Source organism: Desulfurellaceae bacterium (assembly GCA_021296095.1).
Taxonomy (GTDB): Bacteria; Desulfobacterota; Binatia; order Bin18; family Bin18; genus JAAXHF01.
Genome location: JAGWBB010000072.1, coordinates 1 through 13,672 on the forward strand (window position 1 = coordinate 1; position 13,672 = coordinate 13,672).

General features: G+C 64.6%; 20 protein-coding genes. 7 read left to right on the top strand and 13 right to left on the bottom strand.

What is annotated here, in order from left to right:
- Both J4F42_16315 and J4F42_16320 read right to left on the bottom strand, forming a co-directional pair.
- Positions 1–278, bottom strand: a 278-nt coding sequence (locus J4F42_16315) for a hypothetical protein (protein MCE2487080.1), incomplete at its 3' end; no start/stop codon positions are given.
- Entirely contained in the window at positions 275–568 is a 294-nt protein-coding gene (locus J4F42_16320) for a DUF4212 domain-containing protein (protein MCE2487081.1), read from the bottom strand. The genes J4F42_16315 and J4F42_16320, both read right to left, overlap by 4 nt.
- Positions 569–826: 258 nt before the next feature.
- Between J4F42_16320 and J4F42_16325 the strand changes: the two genes are divergently transcribed.
- Positions 827–1,288, top strand: a complete 462-nt coding sequence (locus J4F42_16325) for a hypothetical protein (protein ID MCE2487082.1) — start codon at positions 827–829, stop codon at positions 1,286–1,288.
- On the opposite strand, the gene J4F42_16330 is transcribed toward J4F42_16325, so the two are convergent.
- Entirely contained in the window at positions 1,285–1,524 is a 240-nt protein-coding gene (locus J4F42_16330; protein MCE2487083.1) for a hypothetical protein, read from the bottom strand. The genes J4F42_16325 and J4F42_16330 overlap by 4 nt on opposite strands.
- Before the next feature lie 43 nt (positions 1,525–1,567).
- On the opposite strand from J4F42_16330, the gene J4F42_16335 reads away from it, so the two are divergent.
- Positions 1,568–1,795 (top strand): hypothetical protein, encoded by a 228-nt coding sequence (locus J4F42_16335; protein ID MCE2487084.1) that lies wholly within the window; start codon positions 1,568–1,570, stop codon positions 1,793–1,795.
- 19 nt (positions 1,796–1,814) lie between these two features.
- Here the strand turns inward: J4F42_16335 and modC are convergent, their stop codons facing one another.
- The 3 genes from modC to modA are packed head-to-tail and all read right to left on the bottom strand — an operon-like array spanning position 1,815 to position 4,581.
- Positions 1,815–3,014 (bottom strand): molybdenum ABC transporter ATP-binding protein, encoded by a 1,200-nt coding sequence (gene modC, locus J4F42_16340; protein ID MCE2487085.1) that lies wholly within the window; start codon positions 3,012–3,014, stop codon positions 1,815–1,817.
- Complete coding sequence (gene modB / locus J4F42_16345) at positions 3,011–3,688, bottom strand: molybdate ABC transporter permease subunit (protein ID MCE2487086.1); 678 nt, start codon at positions 3,686–3,688, stop codon at positions 3,011–3,013. The genes modC and modB overlap by 4 nt, the downstream gene beginning before the upstream one ends.
- Positions 3,685–4,581: a molybdate ABC transporter substrate-binding protein gene (modA, locus tag J4F42_16350; GenBank protein ID MCE2487087.1), complete on the bottom strand. Its 897-nt coding sequence runs from the start codon at positions 4,579–4,581 to the stop codon at positions 3,685–3,687. The genes modB and modA overlap by 4 nt, the downstream gene beginning before the upstream one ends.
- 123 nt (positions 4,582–4,704) lie before the next feature.
- On the opposite strand from modA, the gene J4F42_16355 reads away from it, so the two are divergent.
- From J4F42_16355 to J4F42_16365, 3 genes are all read left to right on the top strand, one after another.
- On the top strand, positions 4,705–5,064 hold the full coding sequence (locus J4F42_16355; protein MCE2487088.1) for a hypothetical protein: 360 nt from the start codon (positions 4,705–4,707) through the stop codon (positions 5,062–5,064).
- Between the two features lie 27 nt (positions 5,065–5,091).
- Positions 5,092–5,991: an MBL fold metallo-hydrolase gene (locus J4F42_16360; protein MCE2487089.1), complete on the top strand. Its 900-nt coding sequence runs from the start codon at positions 5,092–5,094 to the stop codon at positions 5,989–5,991.
- A gap of 154 nt (positions 5,992–6,145) precedes the next feature.
- Positions 6,146–6,319: a hypothetical protein gene (locus J4F42_16365; protein MCE2487090.1), complete on the top strand. Its 174-nt coding sequence runs from the start codon at positions 6,146–6,148 to the stop codon at positions 6,317–6,319.
- Here the strand turns inward: J4F42_16365 and J4F42_16370 are convergent.
- From J4F42_16370 to J4F42_16390, 5 genes are read right to left on the bottom strand one after another with little or no spacing between them, the layout of a single operon-like run.
- Entirely contained in the window at positions 6,316–7,380 is a 1,065-nt protein-coding gene (locus tag J4F42_16370) for a hypothetical protein (GenBank protein ID MCE2487091.1), read from the bottom strand. The two genes, J4F42_16365 and J4F42_16370, sit on opposite strands and share 4 nt — an antisense overlap.
- A gap of 6 nt (positions 7,381–7,386) precedes the next feature.
- Positions 7,387–7,797 carry a heme-binding protein gene (locus tag J4F42_16375; protein MCE2487092.1) on the bottom strand — a complete coding sequence of 137 codons (411 nt, stop codon included), beginning with the start codon at positions 7,795–7,797 and terminating at the stop codon, positions 7,387–7,389.
- Positions 7,798–7,822: 25 nt separating this feature from the next.
- Positions 7,823–8,788: an NADPH:quinone reductase gene (locus J4F42_16380; protein ID MCE2487093.1), complete on the bottom strand. Its 966-nt coding sequence runs from the start codon at positions 8,786–8,788 to the stop codon at positions 7,823–7,825.
- Positions 8,789–8,802: 14 nt separating this feature from the next.
- Positions 8,803–9,708 carry an SMP-30/gluconolactonase/LRE family protein gene (locus J4F42_16385; protein ID MCE2487094.1) on the bottom strand — a complete coding sequence of 302 codons (906 nt, stop codon included), beginning with the start codon at positions 9,706–9,708 and terminating at the stop codon, positions 8,803–8,805.
- A gap of 18 nt (positions 9,709–9,726) precedes the next feature.
- Positions 9,727–10,191, bottom strand: a complete 465-nt coding sequence (locus tag J4F42_16390; protein ID MCE2487095.1) for a cupin domain-containing protein — start codon at positions 10,189–10,191, stop codon at positions 9,727–9,729.
- Between the two features lie 157 nt (positions 10,192–10,348).
- On the opposite strand from J4F42_16390, the gene J4F42_16395 reads away from it, so the two are divergent.
- Together J4F42_16395 and J4F42_16400 are read left to right on the top strand one after the other, a co-directional pair.
- A complete protein-coding gene (locus J4F42_16395; GenBank protein MCE2487096.1) occupies positions 10,349–10,969 on the top strand; it encodes a pyridoxamine 5'-phosphate oxidase family protein in 621 nt (206 codons plus the stop codon).
- A gap of 147 nt (positions 10,970–11,116) precedes the next feature.
- Complete coding sequence (locus J4F42_16400; protein ID MCE2487097.1) at positions 11,117–11,485, top strand: MFS transporter; 369 nt, start codon at positions 11,117–11,119, stop codon at positions 11,483–11,485.
- Between the two features lie 79 nt (positions 11,486–11,564).
- Here the strand turns inward: J4F42_16400 and J4F42_16405 are convergent, their stop codons facing one another.
- Together J4F42_16405 and J4F42_16410 are read right to left on the bottom strand one after the other, a co-directional pair.
- On the bottom strand, positions 11,565–12,452 hold the full coding sequence (locus J4F42_16405) for an SMP-30/gluconolactonase/LRE family protein (GenBank protein MCE2487098.1): 888 nt from the start codon (positions 12,450–12,452) through the stop codon (positions 11,565–11,567).
- 27 nt (positions 12,453–12,479) lie between these two features.
- Positions 12,480–13,672: nuclear transport factor 2 family protein (locus J4F42_16410; GenBank protein ID MCE2487099.1), on the bottom strand; the 1,193-nt coding region annotated here is incomplete at its 5' end.

Sequence of the window (13,672 nt, forward strand, 5' to 3'; positions counted from 1 at the left end):
AGGGCCAGCAGCACATAGCCGCCGGTCCAGCCCATCAGATACATGGCGCCGTCCCGGCCCAGGAAGGACATCATGCCGGCCATGGAGATGAACGAGGCTGCGCTCATCCAGCCGGCCGCAGTCGCCATGCCGTTGGCCAGCGCTCCGACCCGGGAGCCAGCCACATAAAAATCGCTGGTTGACTCGGCCTTGGCCCACAAGGCGATGCCGATGTATAGTGCAAACGACAGACCGACGATGATGAAGGTCCAGGTGCGGACCGGATCGATGTCCATCATGCTTCCCCGCCCGCCGGGTCGTGTTCGTGGACGCCGTAGGCCCGGTCCAGACGATTCATGAGCCACACGTAGACAAAGATCAGGATGACGAAGATGTACAGCGAGCCCTGCTGGGCCATCCAGAAGCCTAGCCGGAAGCCGCCCACCCGGACGGTGTTCAGGGAGTCGATAAAGATGATAGACAGGCCGAAAGACACGCTGAACCAGATACTCAGCAGGACTGCGACAATCGTCAGATTCTTACGCCAGTAGCTCTGGCGGCGGGTGTCGGACAGGGAGTCGTTTGCCATGGGGCGACAGGCTAGCATAATCGTGGTGGCGGGGTAACAGAACGGAGAACAGAGTGATGTCTCAGTTTGGAATGGTTGCCCCGTATAGCTCCCAGCGGCTCGCTTTCGCGCCGGCCCTCGCACCGGAAAATCCCCCTCAGTCCCCTTGTGGCAAAGGGGGAAGCGCGAAGCGCAGGGGGATTTCGGAGTAGGCTCATGCTCCTCCAGGAAAGACACGCAAACTGAGGCACTCCCGACAACAGACCGGCGCCAAATCCTATGACACACTACTCCATCCCCGCCGACCCGCTTATCAGAACCCGTGCGGTGCTGGCTGCGGTGCTGACGCTGGCCCTCGGCTTGGCCGCCCTGGTCTACACCCAGGCGTATTTCAACTCGATGCTGGAACTGCGCACGACTCATCCACGCCTGGCCGCCGCCGGGCTGAAACAGCTGTATCAGGTCTGGGCGGTGAGCAGCGGGCTGGTGCTCGGCGGTCTGGCCGGCCTGCTGGCCAGCTTTGCCGTGCGTGTCTTGCGGTCCGGCCGCGTTCCGCCGCCGGGCATGCGGGTGGTGTGGACAACCCGGCTCCGAACCGACTCCAGCGCCAGCCTCATCGCCGGCACCAGCCTGGCGCTGGCGGTCGGCCTGCTGCTCGGCGGCCTGCTGCTCGGCCATCAGCTGTGGAGCCTGGCCCTGGAGTATGGGGTCTCGTATGCCGGGCCGTTTCAGCCGGCTTAGGTCAGACTGCCCGGCAGCACGCCGAGCCAGACCGGCTTGCGGCGGTCGCCGCCCTGAAACACCAGCCAGACCGTTTCGCCGACGCCGGGCAGGGTCTCCACGCCCGGCGGCAGGCACGGCAGCGCCCACTCGGCCACGCCCGGCACCTCAAACACCTCGACCTTGAGCCGCAGCCTCTTTTGCGGGTCGCGGTTATCCCGTACTATGCCCTGGTAGACCCCTACGACATGATCCATGCTGGCGTCCTTCCCGTCTGATCTGCGCGCCCCAAAGTGACCGATGGCAATTCAAGAGGTCTGGAACAAAGACAAGCTGGTCAGCGCACGCTGCCCAGAGTGCGGTCGTTTCACCAAAAAAATCAAGCGCTATCCCTTTGAGCTGCGCTACTACCGCAAGCGACACCTGACCTCTCAGATCATGGCCTTTTGTCAAAACCGGGCCTGCTGCCACTACTGGGAAGTCATGACCCCGGACAGTTACCGGGCCTGGAAGGGGGCGGCGGAATGAGGACACACTGCAGCTCGGCTCAGTCCGGCGCCAGGCGGCGCTCGCCCTCGTACAGGCGGCACGAGGTCGCCTTGATGACCAGAAAAATCTGACGCTCAGGCCGCAGCCCCAGCTCAACAAAACTCGTCTCCGTGACCTCGATGGTCAGGGGCGGCAGGTCGGCGGCCAGTTCGGCCGTGACCAGCCCGACCGAACCGACCAGACGCAGCCGGGTAATGCGGGCCGGCAGGATGTTGCGGGCCGACAGCCCCTGGGGTTTGTGGGTCGCAATCATGATGTCGGTGGCCGGCAGACTGGCCAGCATCAGGTCGCCCGGCTGGGCCTCGGCCCTCATGGTCGTCAGTTCGACCGGCCGCGAGCCGGCGTGCGCGTCTGTCCCGAGCGGCCGGTGTCCCAGACGAACCCGACAGGTGCTGGCCTGGGTGTCGATCAGACGGCACGGCAGGATGTTTTCAAACCCCTGCTGTTCGGCCAGGGAAAAAATGTCCGGGTCGGTCAAGACCTGGCGCGGCTCGCCGTGGGCGATGGTCGCGCCATCTCTGAGCACGATCAGGTCGTCGCACAAGGCTTGGACTTCAAGCGGGTCGTGCGACACAAACAGCATGGGAATCCGAAACTCGGACCGAATGCGACGCAGAAAGGGCAGCAGTTTGCGCCGCAGGGCCAGATCGAGCGAGGCAAAGGGTTCGTCGAGCAGCAACAGGCGCGGCCCGGAACAGATTGCCCGGCCCAGCGCCACGCGCTGGCGCTCTCCGCCCGACAGCGTGGTCACGCTGCGCTCAAGCAGGGGGCCAAGCTCCAGAATCTCGGTCACCAGCCGCAGCGTGACCCGGAGCGGATGGCCGTTGCGGACCGCCCGTCTGGCGCCGGCCAGCAGATTCTGGCGGACGTTTTTATGCGAAAAGAGCAGGCCGTCCTGGGGCACATAGCCGATGTTGCGCCGCTCGGGTTTGACACAGGTCCGCCTGGCCGTGTCCAGCCACACCTCGTCGTCGAGACGGATGTAGCCCCGGGCCTCGCGCCGCAGCCCACAGATGGCTTCGAGCAGGCTGGTCTTGCCCGAGCCCGACACGCCAAAGATGCCGGTCACCTGGTGGCGGGTGGTGATATCGACGTTCAGGTCAAAGCGGTCCAGCGCCAGCCGCACGCGTGCGACCAGGGTGGAGGCCGGGAGGCCGGCTATGGCGCCGGTCATGGGGCTGGTCATAGAGTTGGTCATAGAGTTGATCTTGGCGCGCGGGACAGGAGTTCCGCGCTCAGGATGGCGATAAAACCCAGGCCCAGGGCCAGCAGCATCAGGGCGTAGGCGCGGTCTGTGTCGCCCAGCTGCTGGGCACTGAAGATAGCTGCGGACAGGGTTTGGGTCCGGCCCGGGATATTGCCGGCAATGGTCACGGTGGCGCCGAACTCGCCCAGCGCCCGGGTGAAACCCAGGATGAGGCCGGTCAGCAGACCGCGTCTGGCCAGCGGCAGGGTGTAGCGAAAAAAGGTCGCCAGTGTGCTGTGGCCAAGAGTCTTGGCCATCATCTCCAGCCGCGGGTTGATGCCCTCAAAGGTCACTTTGGCGGTCCGCACGACGAGCGGAAACGACATCACCGCAGCGGCCAGCGCGGCAGCCCTCCAGCTCAGCAGCAGGCCCAGGTCGAAGCCCAGGCTGTGGCGTCCCAGGGGACCATCGACGGCGAACAGGCGCAGCAGCAGAAAGCCGACCGCAGTCGGTGGCAAGACCAGCGGCAGACCGACCAGGGCCGACACCAGGTTTTTACCCCGGAAATCGCGCCGGGCCAGGGTATATCCCAGCAGGGTGGCCGGCACCATCATACACACCGTGGCAACCGAGGCGGTCTTGAGGGTCAGCAGCAGGATGGAGACGAGGTCTTGACGCAGCATCATTCTTCCGCTCTGGTCTCCTCCTCTTTCCCTCCCAGGAGAGGAGGTTTTGTTTCCTTCCGCTCCTCTGTTTGCCCGCTGTCCGGGTGGAAAGCAAGAGATGGATCGGTGACGAAACCGTGCTCGGCGAACACCGCTTGGGCCTGCGCACTGCCCAGCAGGTCGAGAAACCGCTCGGCCAGAACGGCCTTGGGCCGGCCCTTGACCGCAGCCGCACAGTACACAATCGGATTCCGGGGCTGGGCCGGCACCTCATACCACACCTTGACCCGGGACGAGCGTGCCGCGTCGGTGCGGTAGACGATGCCGATGATGGCCGGGTCGGACTCGACCAGACCCAGGGCGGCTCGCACGTCCGAGGTTGGCGCCAGCCGGTCTCTGAGCAGCTGCCACAGATCACGCTCACCGACCCGGACCGATTGCAGAAAGGCCCTGGCGTACCGACCGGCCGGCACCGCGTCCGGGTCGGCCAGAGCCAGGAACGAGAACTGTGCCGTGGCCAGTTGCCGGGGGTGGCTGAGGGCTAGGGCCGCATCGTGGCGGCTGATGACGACCAAACGGTTGGAGGCAAAATTGCGGCGGCTGCTCGCAACCAGCCGGTCGGCCCGTTCAAGAAACTCGACCCAGCGGACGTTGGCCGACAAAAACACATCCGCGACCGGAGCGGCCTCAATCTGCTGGGCCAGGGTGTTCGAGGCGGCGAAATTGTAGACCAGCTCGACACCCTGGTCTCGGGCAAAACGCGTCCCCAGCTCGGCCACCACGTCCTGAAGACTGGCTGCGGCAAACACCACAAAGGGCTGCGCCTGGGGCGGGTCGCTCGACCCGCAGCCTGAGACGGCCAGACACAGAAACACGCTCAATAGCACAGCCCAAGACCGGGCGGACAGGTTCACAACGACTCCTTGTGGCCCATTGTTCGGGCTGTTTGCCTCAGCTAGGATACCGCCCCACGGCGGCATCCGGGGACGCGCTGCCGATCCTAACCGAGGCCAAAACCGCCGGCAAGACGAGGAGCAATGCGGCTCGATCTACAAATCCTGCGCGGAGATATTTTTGGCGGCATCGCCGCAGCGGTGGTGTCTCTGCCGCTGGCCCTGGCCTTTGGCGTGGCCTCCGGTCTGGGGCCGGTTGCCGGGCTGTACGGCGCGATCATCTTTTCGGAAACGACCTCCCTGGACGACAGCGCGGCTCTTGTCGTCGATGATCTGGCCACGGCCGCCCAGACGGAGACCCGGGGCTGTGTTGTGACCGGCCTGTCCGGCCCGGCTGCGGAAGCCCTGGAGGTGTTCGGTATCCGTGAGCACCTGCCTCAGGAACATTTTGTGCCGGACCTTGAGACCGCCAAAAAACTGGCCTGGGAGCTGGTCAATCGCTAAAACCCCCGGGCGGGAGGGAAGCAGGTTATGAAACAGGTGATGTACTGCGGCGTCTGGCTCGGTGTGTTTGTCTTGAGCGCCAGCCTCAGCCTTGCCCAGCAGGATTTCAGCGAAGTGGAGGTCAGCGCCACCCCGGTCAATGGGGCGGTCCACATGCTGAGGGCCAACCCTGCGGCCGGCAATATCGGCGTGTTGGTCGGGGCCGACGGGCTACTGATTGTTGACGATCAGTTTGCGCCCCTGGCCGACAAGATTCAGCTCGCCCTGGCCGGGCTGGCCGACGGGCCGCTCAGATTCATTCTGAACACCCACTGGCACGGCGATCATACCGGCGGCAATGCGACGTTTGGCCAGCAGGCGCCAGTCATCGCTCATACCAACGTCCGTAAGCGGCTCATGACCGAGCAGAACATAGGCGGCCGCGCGATCCCGGCCGCCCCCCAGGCTGCCTGGCCGGTTGTCACCTTTGACGAGTCGGTGTCGATTCATTTTAATGGCGAGGAGATCCGGGTCGTGCATTTTCCGCGCGGGCATACCGACGGGGACAGCGTGGTATTCTTCACCGGCTCAAACGTCGTCCATATGGGCGACCATTTTTTTGCCGGCAGCTTTCCGTTTGTCGATCTCGACAGCGGGGGCGATGTCGAGCAGTTCGCCGCCAACATTGCCACCGTGCTCGATCAGCTGGCCGATGACGTGCGTGTCATCCCCGGCCACGGACCCCTGTCGAGCAAGGACGAGCTGCGGGCCTACCACCGCATGCTGGTCGAGACGACCGACATTGTCCGCCAGCGGATTGCGGCCGAACAGAGCCTGGAGCAGATCACCCAGGCCGGCTTCCCGGACGAGTGGAAAGACTGGCAGGCGGGTATGATCAGCGCCGAGCGCTGGATTGCGATCATCCATCGCAGCCTGACACAGCAATGAGGATGCCCTGTTTCAGAGGGGAGAGCCCGGATGCGCCGGGGGGTTCTGGTGTCCTCGGAGGGACGGGTTTGAAACCCGCCCCTACCGCTTGACCTGACCCGTGGCCTCGTGCCATAGGACGTGCAGGAGCCGGACGAGACACAAGGAGACGCCCATGAAAGCCACGGCGCTGGCACTGGTTTTTGTTGGATGTTACTGGATCATGAACGGCTACCAGACCATGGGCCAGGAGGGGTCGTCTGGTGTATTGCAGATTGCCCTGGGTGTCGCCGTCCTGCCGGTTGCCAAGTTTCTGTGGGACCGGGACATCGGCCCCAAGGAGTCCTAGTAGCCGCGCTCCCAGTCGAGGACGTTGAGCAGGGGCTGGCCCTGCTCATAGCGCCGCAGATTGTCACAGAACAGCTCAAGCCCGCGCGCGTATTGGACATCGGTGCTGACCGAAGTGTGGGGCGTGATGAGGACGTTGGGTAGCCGCCACAGCTCTTCGGGCGGCGGACCGCTGAACTCGTCCACATACACATCAAGCGCCGCCGCAGCGATCTCCCCGCCTTCCAGGGCCCGGACCAGGGAGAGCTGATCGATCAGCTCTCCCCGGGCGATATTGACCAGACAGGCGCTCGGCTTCATCAGCCGTAGCTCGGCCGCACCGATGAGCTTCTCGGTCTGAGGCGTCCACTGGGTACTCAGCACGACAAAGTCGCTGTGTTCGAGCAGGCGCGGCAGGTCCGAGGCCGGCAGCAGCTCGTCCACTCCCTGCACGTTACGTTGGGCGCTTGTCGCCGACCGGCGGGTGGCCAGCACCCGCATGCCGACGGCCTTGGCCAGCCGCGCCACCTCGCTGCCGATACCGCCCAGGCCGATGACGCCCAGGGTCTTGTCCTGAATCAGGACTGAGCGGTACTGACGCCGGTCAAAACGGCGCCGCGCCTGGTCATGAAAAGCCTGGGGCAGGGCTTTGGCAAAGGTAAAAATCGTGGCCAGCGTATACTCGGCAATCGGCAGGCAGTTGTTCAGGCCGCGCGAGGTGGTGACCAGCACGTCGCTGCCCCAGATGTCTCCCCGGCGCAGGTTGGAGGCTCCGGCCGGTGTCTGGTGCAGCCACTTGAGGCGGGGGGCGCGGGAGCGCAGGTCGAGCGGGAAGGGGAAGCGCAGGCAGATGATGTCGGCCGCAGCCAGCAGCGCGTCGCGTTCGGCTCGGGTCGAGGGGTTGTCGGCGATGGCGCGCTGCGAGACATAGCGCTGGACGCTCTCCGCCGGCCAGGTCTCGGCGTACTCGACCTCGAAGGTGCCGCGCGCGTCAACGACCCGGGCCGAGGGAACGACGGCCTTGACGCGTTCGACAGCTCCCTCACCGAATGTGCCGAGCAGCAGGATATTGAGGGGCGGCAAGCCTGGCTACTCCGCTCCGATCGCGGCTAGGCCGGCCTGGGCGCACTCGACGTCTTCGTCTTCCGTCCCGCCGCTGGCGCCAACGCCGCCGATCAGTTCGCCGCCGACGATGAGCGGCAGGCCGCCGCCGGCCAGCAGCAAGGGCCGGCCGACAATGTTGATCACATTGTCGATCAGCTGGGGTCTGGCCTGGGCCAGCTCGCCGACCTCTTTTGAGCTGCGCTTGAACGTGGCGGCGGTAAACGCCTTGCTCTGGGCAATGCCGGCGGTCATCCAGCGCGCCCCGTCCATACGCGCCGAGGCAACCGGATTGCCGGCCACGTCGACCACCACAAAGCTCATCTGCCAACCCTGGTCCTGGGCTTTCTGCTTGCAGGCGGCGATAAACTGTTCGGCCAGGGCTAATGTCAGTGCCATAGCGTTCCTTTCGTGTCTGGTCGGATTAGGGCCTGAGGACGAGCTTGCCGAACACCTTGGCGTCCAGCAGATCGTTCAGCGCCTGGGTCGCCTCGGACAGAGGATAGGTCTTGCTGACCGGGGCGGTGAGTTTGCCCGCCTCAAACAGCCGGCCGATGGCGGCCGCCATGTCGGGGATCGCGTCGTCGGCGTTGATCAGACTCATGCCGTAAAACGTAATATCCTTGATCAGGGCCGGCAGCACGCCAAAAGTGGCGTCGGGCGCCTTGCCGGTCCCGGTGCCGATCAGGACGATGCGGCCGCTGCGGGCTACGGCCGCGCAGTCGGCGGCCAGATTATCCGAGGCCACGTTCTCAACAATGACGTCCGCTCCTTTGCCCTCGGTGTGTGTGAGCACCTCGGCGGCAAAGTCCTGCTGTTTGTAATTGATCGCTACATCCGCCCCCAGCTGACGGGTGCGCTCGGCCTTGTCGTCCGAGCCGACCGTAGTGAGAACCCGCGCCCCGGCCACCTTGGCCAGCTGAATCGCGGCTACTCCGACACCGCCGCCGCCGGCCGTGACCAGCACGGTCTCACCGGCCGTGAGGCCGGCCTTGTGGTGCAGGGCATAGTAGGCGGTGTAAAACGGGATCGGGATGGCCGCCCCCTCCTCGAACGACAGTCCGTCGGGCAGCGGGATGGCCTCGCGGGCCAGCAGGCAGGTCTTTTCCGCATAGCCGGCGCCGAGCGAGCGGCCAAAAACGCGGTCACCGGGCGTGATGCCGGTCACGCCCGGGCCCAGTGCTTCGACCTCGCCACACACGTCGGTTCCGGTAATATACGGAAATTTCAGCGGGGTCAGCTTGCCCGACAGCCGGACCAGGTCGGCCGGGTTGATGCCGGCTGCCCGGACCCGCACCAGGACTTGGCCGTCACCGGGCGACGGCTCTGGGGCGTCTTCATAGCGGAGCTGTTCCGGCCCACCGGCCTGGTGGGCCCGCATGGCTTTCATGGCGCCCTCCTGTCCTAGCGCTGGTGGTACAGCGGATGGCCGGTGACCGCAGTCTGCACGCAGCTGAAGTGGTCGCCCTCCAGGTTGGCGAAGTACAGGGTCTGGAGACCCGGACCGCCAAAGGCGCAGTTGGTCGGAAAGTTGAGCTTCTGGCCCTGGGGATCATCGACCAGCATGGTCCAGTTGCCGTCGGTATCGACCTTGATGATCTGGTGGGCCGGGCTCATGCCGCCGTCTTCAATCCGGGCCGGCAGGGTGATGTACAGGTTGCGGTCGGTGTCAAAGGCCATGCCGTCCGGCAGGGCCGGGAAGTCCTTGGAGTAGACCTCGGGCTTGCCGAAACTGCCGTCCTTGTTGAGCTGGATGCGCAGACAGTCGTTGCGGGTGCTCTCCAGCACGTACACGGCGTCTTCGTTGGGATCGATGGCCGTGCCGTTGGCCAGATAGATGCCGGTGGCAACCACGTCGCTCTGCCCGTTGGGCCGGACGCGGACCAGAGCGCCGTTGGGAGCCGGGGTTTTCATTTCGGCCAGGGCGGTGTCAATGGTGGCCGTACTCGAATTCGAGATGTACAGATTGCCCTCGCCGTCGTAGCTGGCAAAATTGGGCAGGGTCAGCTTGACGTCACCGACCTGGTCGGCCACCAGCGACACCTGGCCGTCGGGCGCAACCTTCATCACCGCCTGTTTGCCCAGGTCGCAGTAGACGATATTGCCCTCGCGGTCCAGGGTGATGCCGTTCGGAATCGAGCCCTCGGGCAGGGTCGCGCACTCGCTGACCGCGCCGTCCGGGCTGACCTTGTACATGATGCCGTTGCGCCCGCCGCCGTAGACGTTGCCGTCCTTGTCGATCACCACGCCCTCGGCCTGCAGCACGCCCTTGCCAAAAATTTCGACCTGATCAACCGAAAATGTCGCCACGGCTGTTGCTCCTTTTCGCTAGGCTGAGGCGCTGGCGGTCTGGGCCTCGGCCGTGTTCTGGGTGAAGGTCACCTTGCCGATCTCGGAGCCGCTCAACACCACCAGCAGATGGCCCTCTTCGTCGCCGATATTGCGGAATCCCTCGTTGGTCTGGGCCGGAAAGGAGATCGTATCCCACGGACCCAGCTTGACCTCATTTTCGCCGTTTTCTCCCCAGAAAAACGTCCACTGGCCGGACAGGACGACAAATACCTCGGGCTTGGGATGGCTGTGCAGCGGGGCTCCCTTGCCCGGGCTGACCTTGTTAATGCCCATGTAGAAGCCGTGGTCGCCGGCAATCGGCGGTTTGGTCTTGCCGGCCTTGCCGATCAGGGCATAACCCTGGGTCCCGTCCGGCCTGTAGTTCTTGATGAAGCTGGAGTAGTCGATCGGCTCCAGGTCCGTAAAACGCGCCACTGTGGTGTGCATGTCTTCCGTTGCCATACTGTCCCTCCTTGTTAGATTCTGGCCGGTAGCATGGAACACCCGGCCGGCCCGTGTCAAGACTTGGCCGCGGCTGGCGGATTTTCTCTTGACGGGCGATCAGGCAATGGAGTAGGACAGGATCAAACGACCCTGTGTCCCACGGAAGGAGAGAGTGATGTCAACACAGCCCACCGTTCCCAGCACGACCGAAGACCTCGCAGTCCGTTTTGGCGCCCCCCACGAACTGGCGGCCGAGCACCGACTGCCGTATATCGACGAGGCCGCGGAGCGCTTTCTGGCCCAGTGCCCGTTTGTCATCGTCTCGACTGCCGACGCCGAGGGCCGCTGCGACGCCTCGCCCAAGGGCGACCCGCCGGGTTTCATCCACGTCGCCGACAAGCACACCGTGTATCTGCCCGACCGGGCCGGTAACAGGATGTTTCAGAGCATCGGCAACATCCTGGCCAACCCGCACGTCGGCCTGCTGTTCCTCATCCCGGGCGAGGAGTGGACCATGCGCGTCAACGGTCGGGCCAGCATTGTGGACGATCCGCCGCTGCTGGAAAAGCTCAGCGCGCGCGGCCGGTCAGCCCAGATGGCGATCAAGGTCGAGGTTGAGGAGTGTTACTTCCACTGCCCGAAATCATTTAAGCGCGCCGAGCTGTGGAACACCGAGCGCTTCCACAAATACCAAGGCGACTCGTGGGGCAAGGTTTTGGCTCAGCGCACCCGGATGGCCAAGGAGGAGGCCGAACAGCTCGACCGTATGATTGAGCAGTCGGTCAAAGACCTCTAGCCCAGCGCTCCACACCGCTCGATCCCCAACCGGAATCCCCCAGCACTGGCGCGCCTCTCCCTTTGAAAAAGGGGGACTGAGGGGGGGGTTCCGGCGCGCCTCCCCTGCACCGCCCGGAGGAAACCAGCCTGTGGCCTGGCCATCGGCGTGTCCCTGCCCTTCCTGCTTGGCGCCATCAGCGTGGCCTCCAGCACCGTGTCGGTGGTCTTGTTCGTCGTCTTCTACTTCCTGCTGTCGCTGGCCGTGGCGGGCTATTGGGCCATGCCGCTGGAGCTGAACCCGCGGCTGGTTGGGGCGATTTCCGGGGTGATGAATACCAGCGGCAATCTAGCCTGCATCTTTGGGCCGATCACGGCCGGGGCGATTGTGGCCAGCACCGGCAGCTGGACCCTGCCGTTCTACCTGGTGGCTGCACTCGGCGTGGTGTGCAGTCTGCTGTTCATGTTTTTCGTGACCACCGAGCCGCTTGAGATTCCGGGTCTGGCCGGGGAGACTGGCCGAGAGGCGGCCGACTAGACAGCCGTAGCTCGCCTGCCTGGAAGATTCCTTCGTAGGGGCGGGTTTCAAACCCGCCCCTACGAGGGCCGCAAACGTCCTAGCGCCGGTCGTACAACGGGTGGCCTCTGCGGCCGAGGTGGACCCTGGCCACATGGTCGGCTTCGAGGTGGGCGATATACAGGTCGTCAAAGTCTGGGCCGCCAAAGGCGCAGTTGGTCGGCCCCTTGGTCTTGGTGCCGTCCGGGTCGTCGATCAGGGTCGAGACCCTGCCGTCGGGAGCGACCACCACCAGCCGGTTGATCATCGGCAGGGTGGTGATCATATAGCCCTCGGTGTCAAAGGCCATGCCGTCGGGCAACCCGCCCAGGTTGTCGCCATACACCTCGGGCTGGCCGTGGCTGCCGTCTTTGTGCATGGCCACCCGGACGCAGTTGTGCTGGCTGGACTGCAACACATACACCGCCTCTTCGTTGGGATCGATGGCCGTGCCGTTGGCAAAATAAATGCCGGTGGCGGCCACCTCGCCGCTGCCGTCCGGGCGCAGGCGGACCAGACTGCCTTTAGGCGACGGGTTTTGCAGCTCGGCCATCAGCTTGTCAAAGTCGCCCACCCCGATATCGCTGGAGTTTGAGACGTACAGATTTCCCTCGGCGTCAAAGACCGGGAAGTTCGGCAGGGTCAGTTTTATGCTGCCGACCTGATCGGCAAACAGGCTGACCGTGCCGTCCGGGCTGACCTTGAGGACCGCAGCCTTGCCGGGGTCGCACACAAACAGGTTGCCGTCGCGGTCCAGGGCCATGCCGGCCGGCCGACCGCCGGTGTTGGCCAGCTCGGTTACCGTACCGTCGGGGGCCAGCTTACGAATGATACCGTCCGCCCCGCCGCCGTAGACATTGCCCTCGCGGTCAACGCTCACGCCTTCCGGGCCGTTGAAGCCGGTGGCTGCGGTGGTGACCTGATCCAGACTGAGTTGTTGGTAGGCCATGCTCGTCCTCCTTTTTTCAGCGCGTGTCTAGCGGCCCATCTTGAGCCGGTCTTCCTGAGCCCAGCCCTCTTTCAGCGGCACGGTGAAGTATGGGGTGAGGTGCATTTTCTTGAACTTCCACTGGCCGTTCTCCTTGGCGTACTCGTCGTCGTAGCGGGCGGCCACCACGTATGCCTCGCCTTTGGAGATGGTCTTGGCTTCGAGGTAGCTGTAGCCGGTACCGCCGTCCCCCTCAAGCTCAATCGCGTGGTTATGAACGAACTGCTTGACAAACGACAGCAGCTGGGACACACCGCCGAAAAACGTGGTCAGCTCCTCCCGGCCGCGGGCCTTGCCCAGATAGCCGAAATCCAGGTCGCCATCTTCGGTGAACAGGTCCGGGATTGCGGCCAGCTGCCCTTCGTTTATGATAGCGGTAGCGCAGCGCCCGGACCGCCTCACGGTCCTGCAGGGCCTGCACCTGGGCTTCCAGCGCCTGGATGCGGGCTTCGAGATCTTGTGCCATGGCTCCTTCCTCCTTGTGTGTCGGGCGAATATGAACTGTCCTTCGTCTAGCATTCTCAGGGGAGGAAAAGAAAGGGCCGCGGGCCGAGGTCGGATGGGCGCAGGAGCCTGACCTCCATCCGCGCGCCACCCCGGAGGGACGGGTGTGACACCCGCCCCTACCGTACCTCGGTAAACCTCGGTAATGACGAAGTTCTGCTGGGCCGTCTGCCAGGTCAGGGTCGCTGTGTCGCCGACCTCTGGAAAGTCCACCACCTCACATGTCCCGTGCGCGCCCCGCAGAAAATTCGTGCCCAGCGTCACCACCCGTACTGTGGCCCGGTCAAACGCCACCCCGTCAGCCCGGGCGATGGCCTCGTAGTCCCCGTCGCCCAGCTCGTTCCAGTTGAACAACAGCCCAAAACCGTTGTCCCTGTCGCCACACGCGTCGGCCGTGTCGGCTCGGTCGGTGCCGTAGCCGGCCGTATACGTCTGACCGTCGATCTCCAGGGTGACGCTATCCGCCTCACATACCCAGCCCGACAGCAGCCCGACCCCGCTCTGGAAGGAGTTGGGGGCGGGATTCTCCAGAAAGCCGGTGACTTCGCTTTCGACGGCGGAGCTGTCCGTGGGCAGGGTACTGCCGTCGGTGATGACGAAGTTCTGCTTGGCTTCCTGCCACACCAGGGTCACATTCTCACCCGTGCTCGGAAAGTCAGCGGCTTCACACGTCCCGC

Excerpts from the sequence above, each read along its gene's own strand:
- J4F42_16320 (MCE2487081.1), bottom strand. The coding sequence starts at position 568 with ATGGCAAACGACTCCCTGTCCGACACCCGCCGCCAGAGCTACTGGCGT.
- J4F42_16325 (MCE2487082.1), top strand. The coding sequence starts at position 827 with ATGACACACTACTCCATCCCCGCCGACCCGCTTATCAGAACCCGTGCG.
- J4F42_16330 (MCE2487083.1), bottom strand. The coding sequence starts at position 1,524 with ATGGATCATGTCGTAGGGGTCTACCAGGGCATAGTACGGGATAACCGC.
- J4F42_16335 (MCE2487084.1), top strand. The coding sequence starts at position 1,568 with ATGGCAATTCAAGAGGTCTGGAACAAAGACAAGCTGGTCAGCGCACGC.
- modC (MCE2487085.1), bottom strand. The coding sequence starts at position 3,014 with ATGACCAACTCTATGACCAGCCCCATGACCGGCGCCATAGCCGGCCTC.
- modB (MCE2487086.1), bottom strand. The coding sequence starts at position 3,688 with ATGATGCTGCGTCAAGACCTCGTCTCCATCCTGCTGCTGACCCTCAAG.
- J4F42_16355 (MCE2487088.1), top strand. The coding sequence starts at position 4,705 with ATGCGGCTCGATCTACAAATCCTGCGCGGAGATATTTTTGGCGGCATC.
- J4F42_16360 (MCE2487089.1), top strand. The coding sequence starts at position 5,092 with ATGAAACAGGTGATGTACTGCGGCGTCTGGCTCGGTGTGTTTGTCTTG.
- J4F42_16365 (MCE2487090.1), top strand. The coding sequence starts at position 6,146 with ATGAAAGCCACGGCGCTGGCACTGGTTTTTGTTGGATGTTACTGGATC.
- J4F42_16375 (MCE2487092.1), bottom strand. The coding sequence starts at position 7,797 with ATGGCACTGACATTAGCCCTGGCCGAACAGTTTATCGCCGCCTGCAAG.
- J4F42_16380 (MCE2487093.1), bottom strand. The coding sequence starts at position 8,788 with ATGAAAGCCATGCGGGCCCACCAGGCCGGTGGGCCGGAACAGCTCCGC.
- J4F42_16390 (MCE2487095.1), bottom strand. The coding sequence starts at position 10,191 with ATGGCAACGGAAGACATGCACACCACAGTGGCGCGTTTTACGGACCTG.
- J4F42_16395 (MCE2487096.1), top strand. The coding sequence starts at position 10,349 with ATGTCAACACAGCCCACCGTTCCCAGCACGACCGAAGACCTCGCAGTC.
- J4F42_16405 (MCE2487098.1), bottom strand. The coding sequence starts at position 12,452 with ATGGCCTACCAACAACTCAGTCTGGATCAGGTCACCACCGCAGCCACC.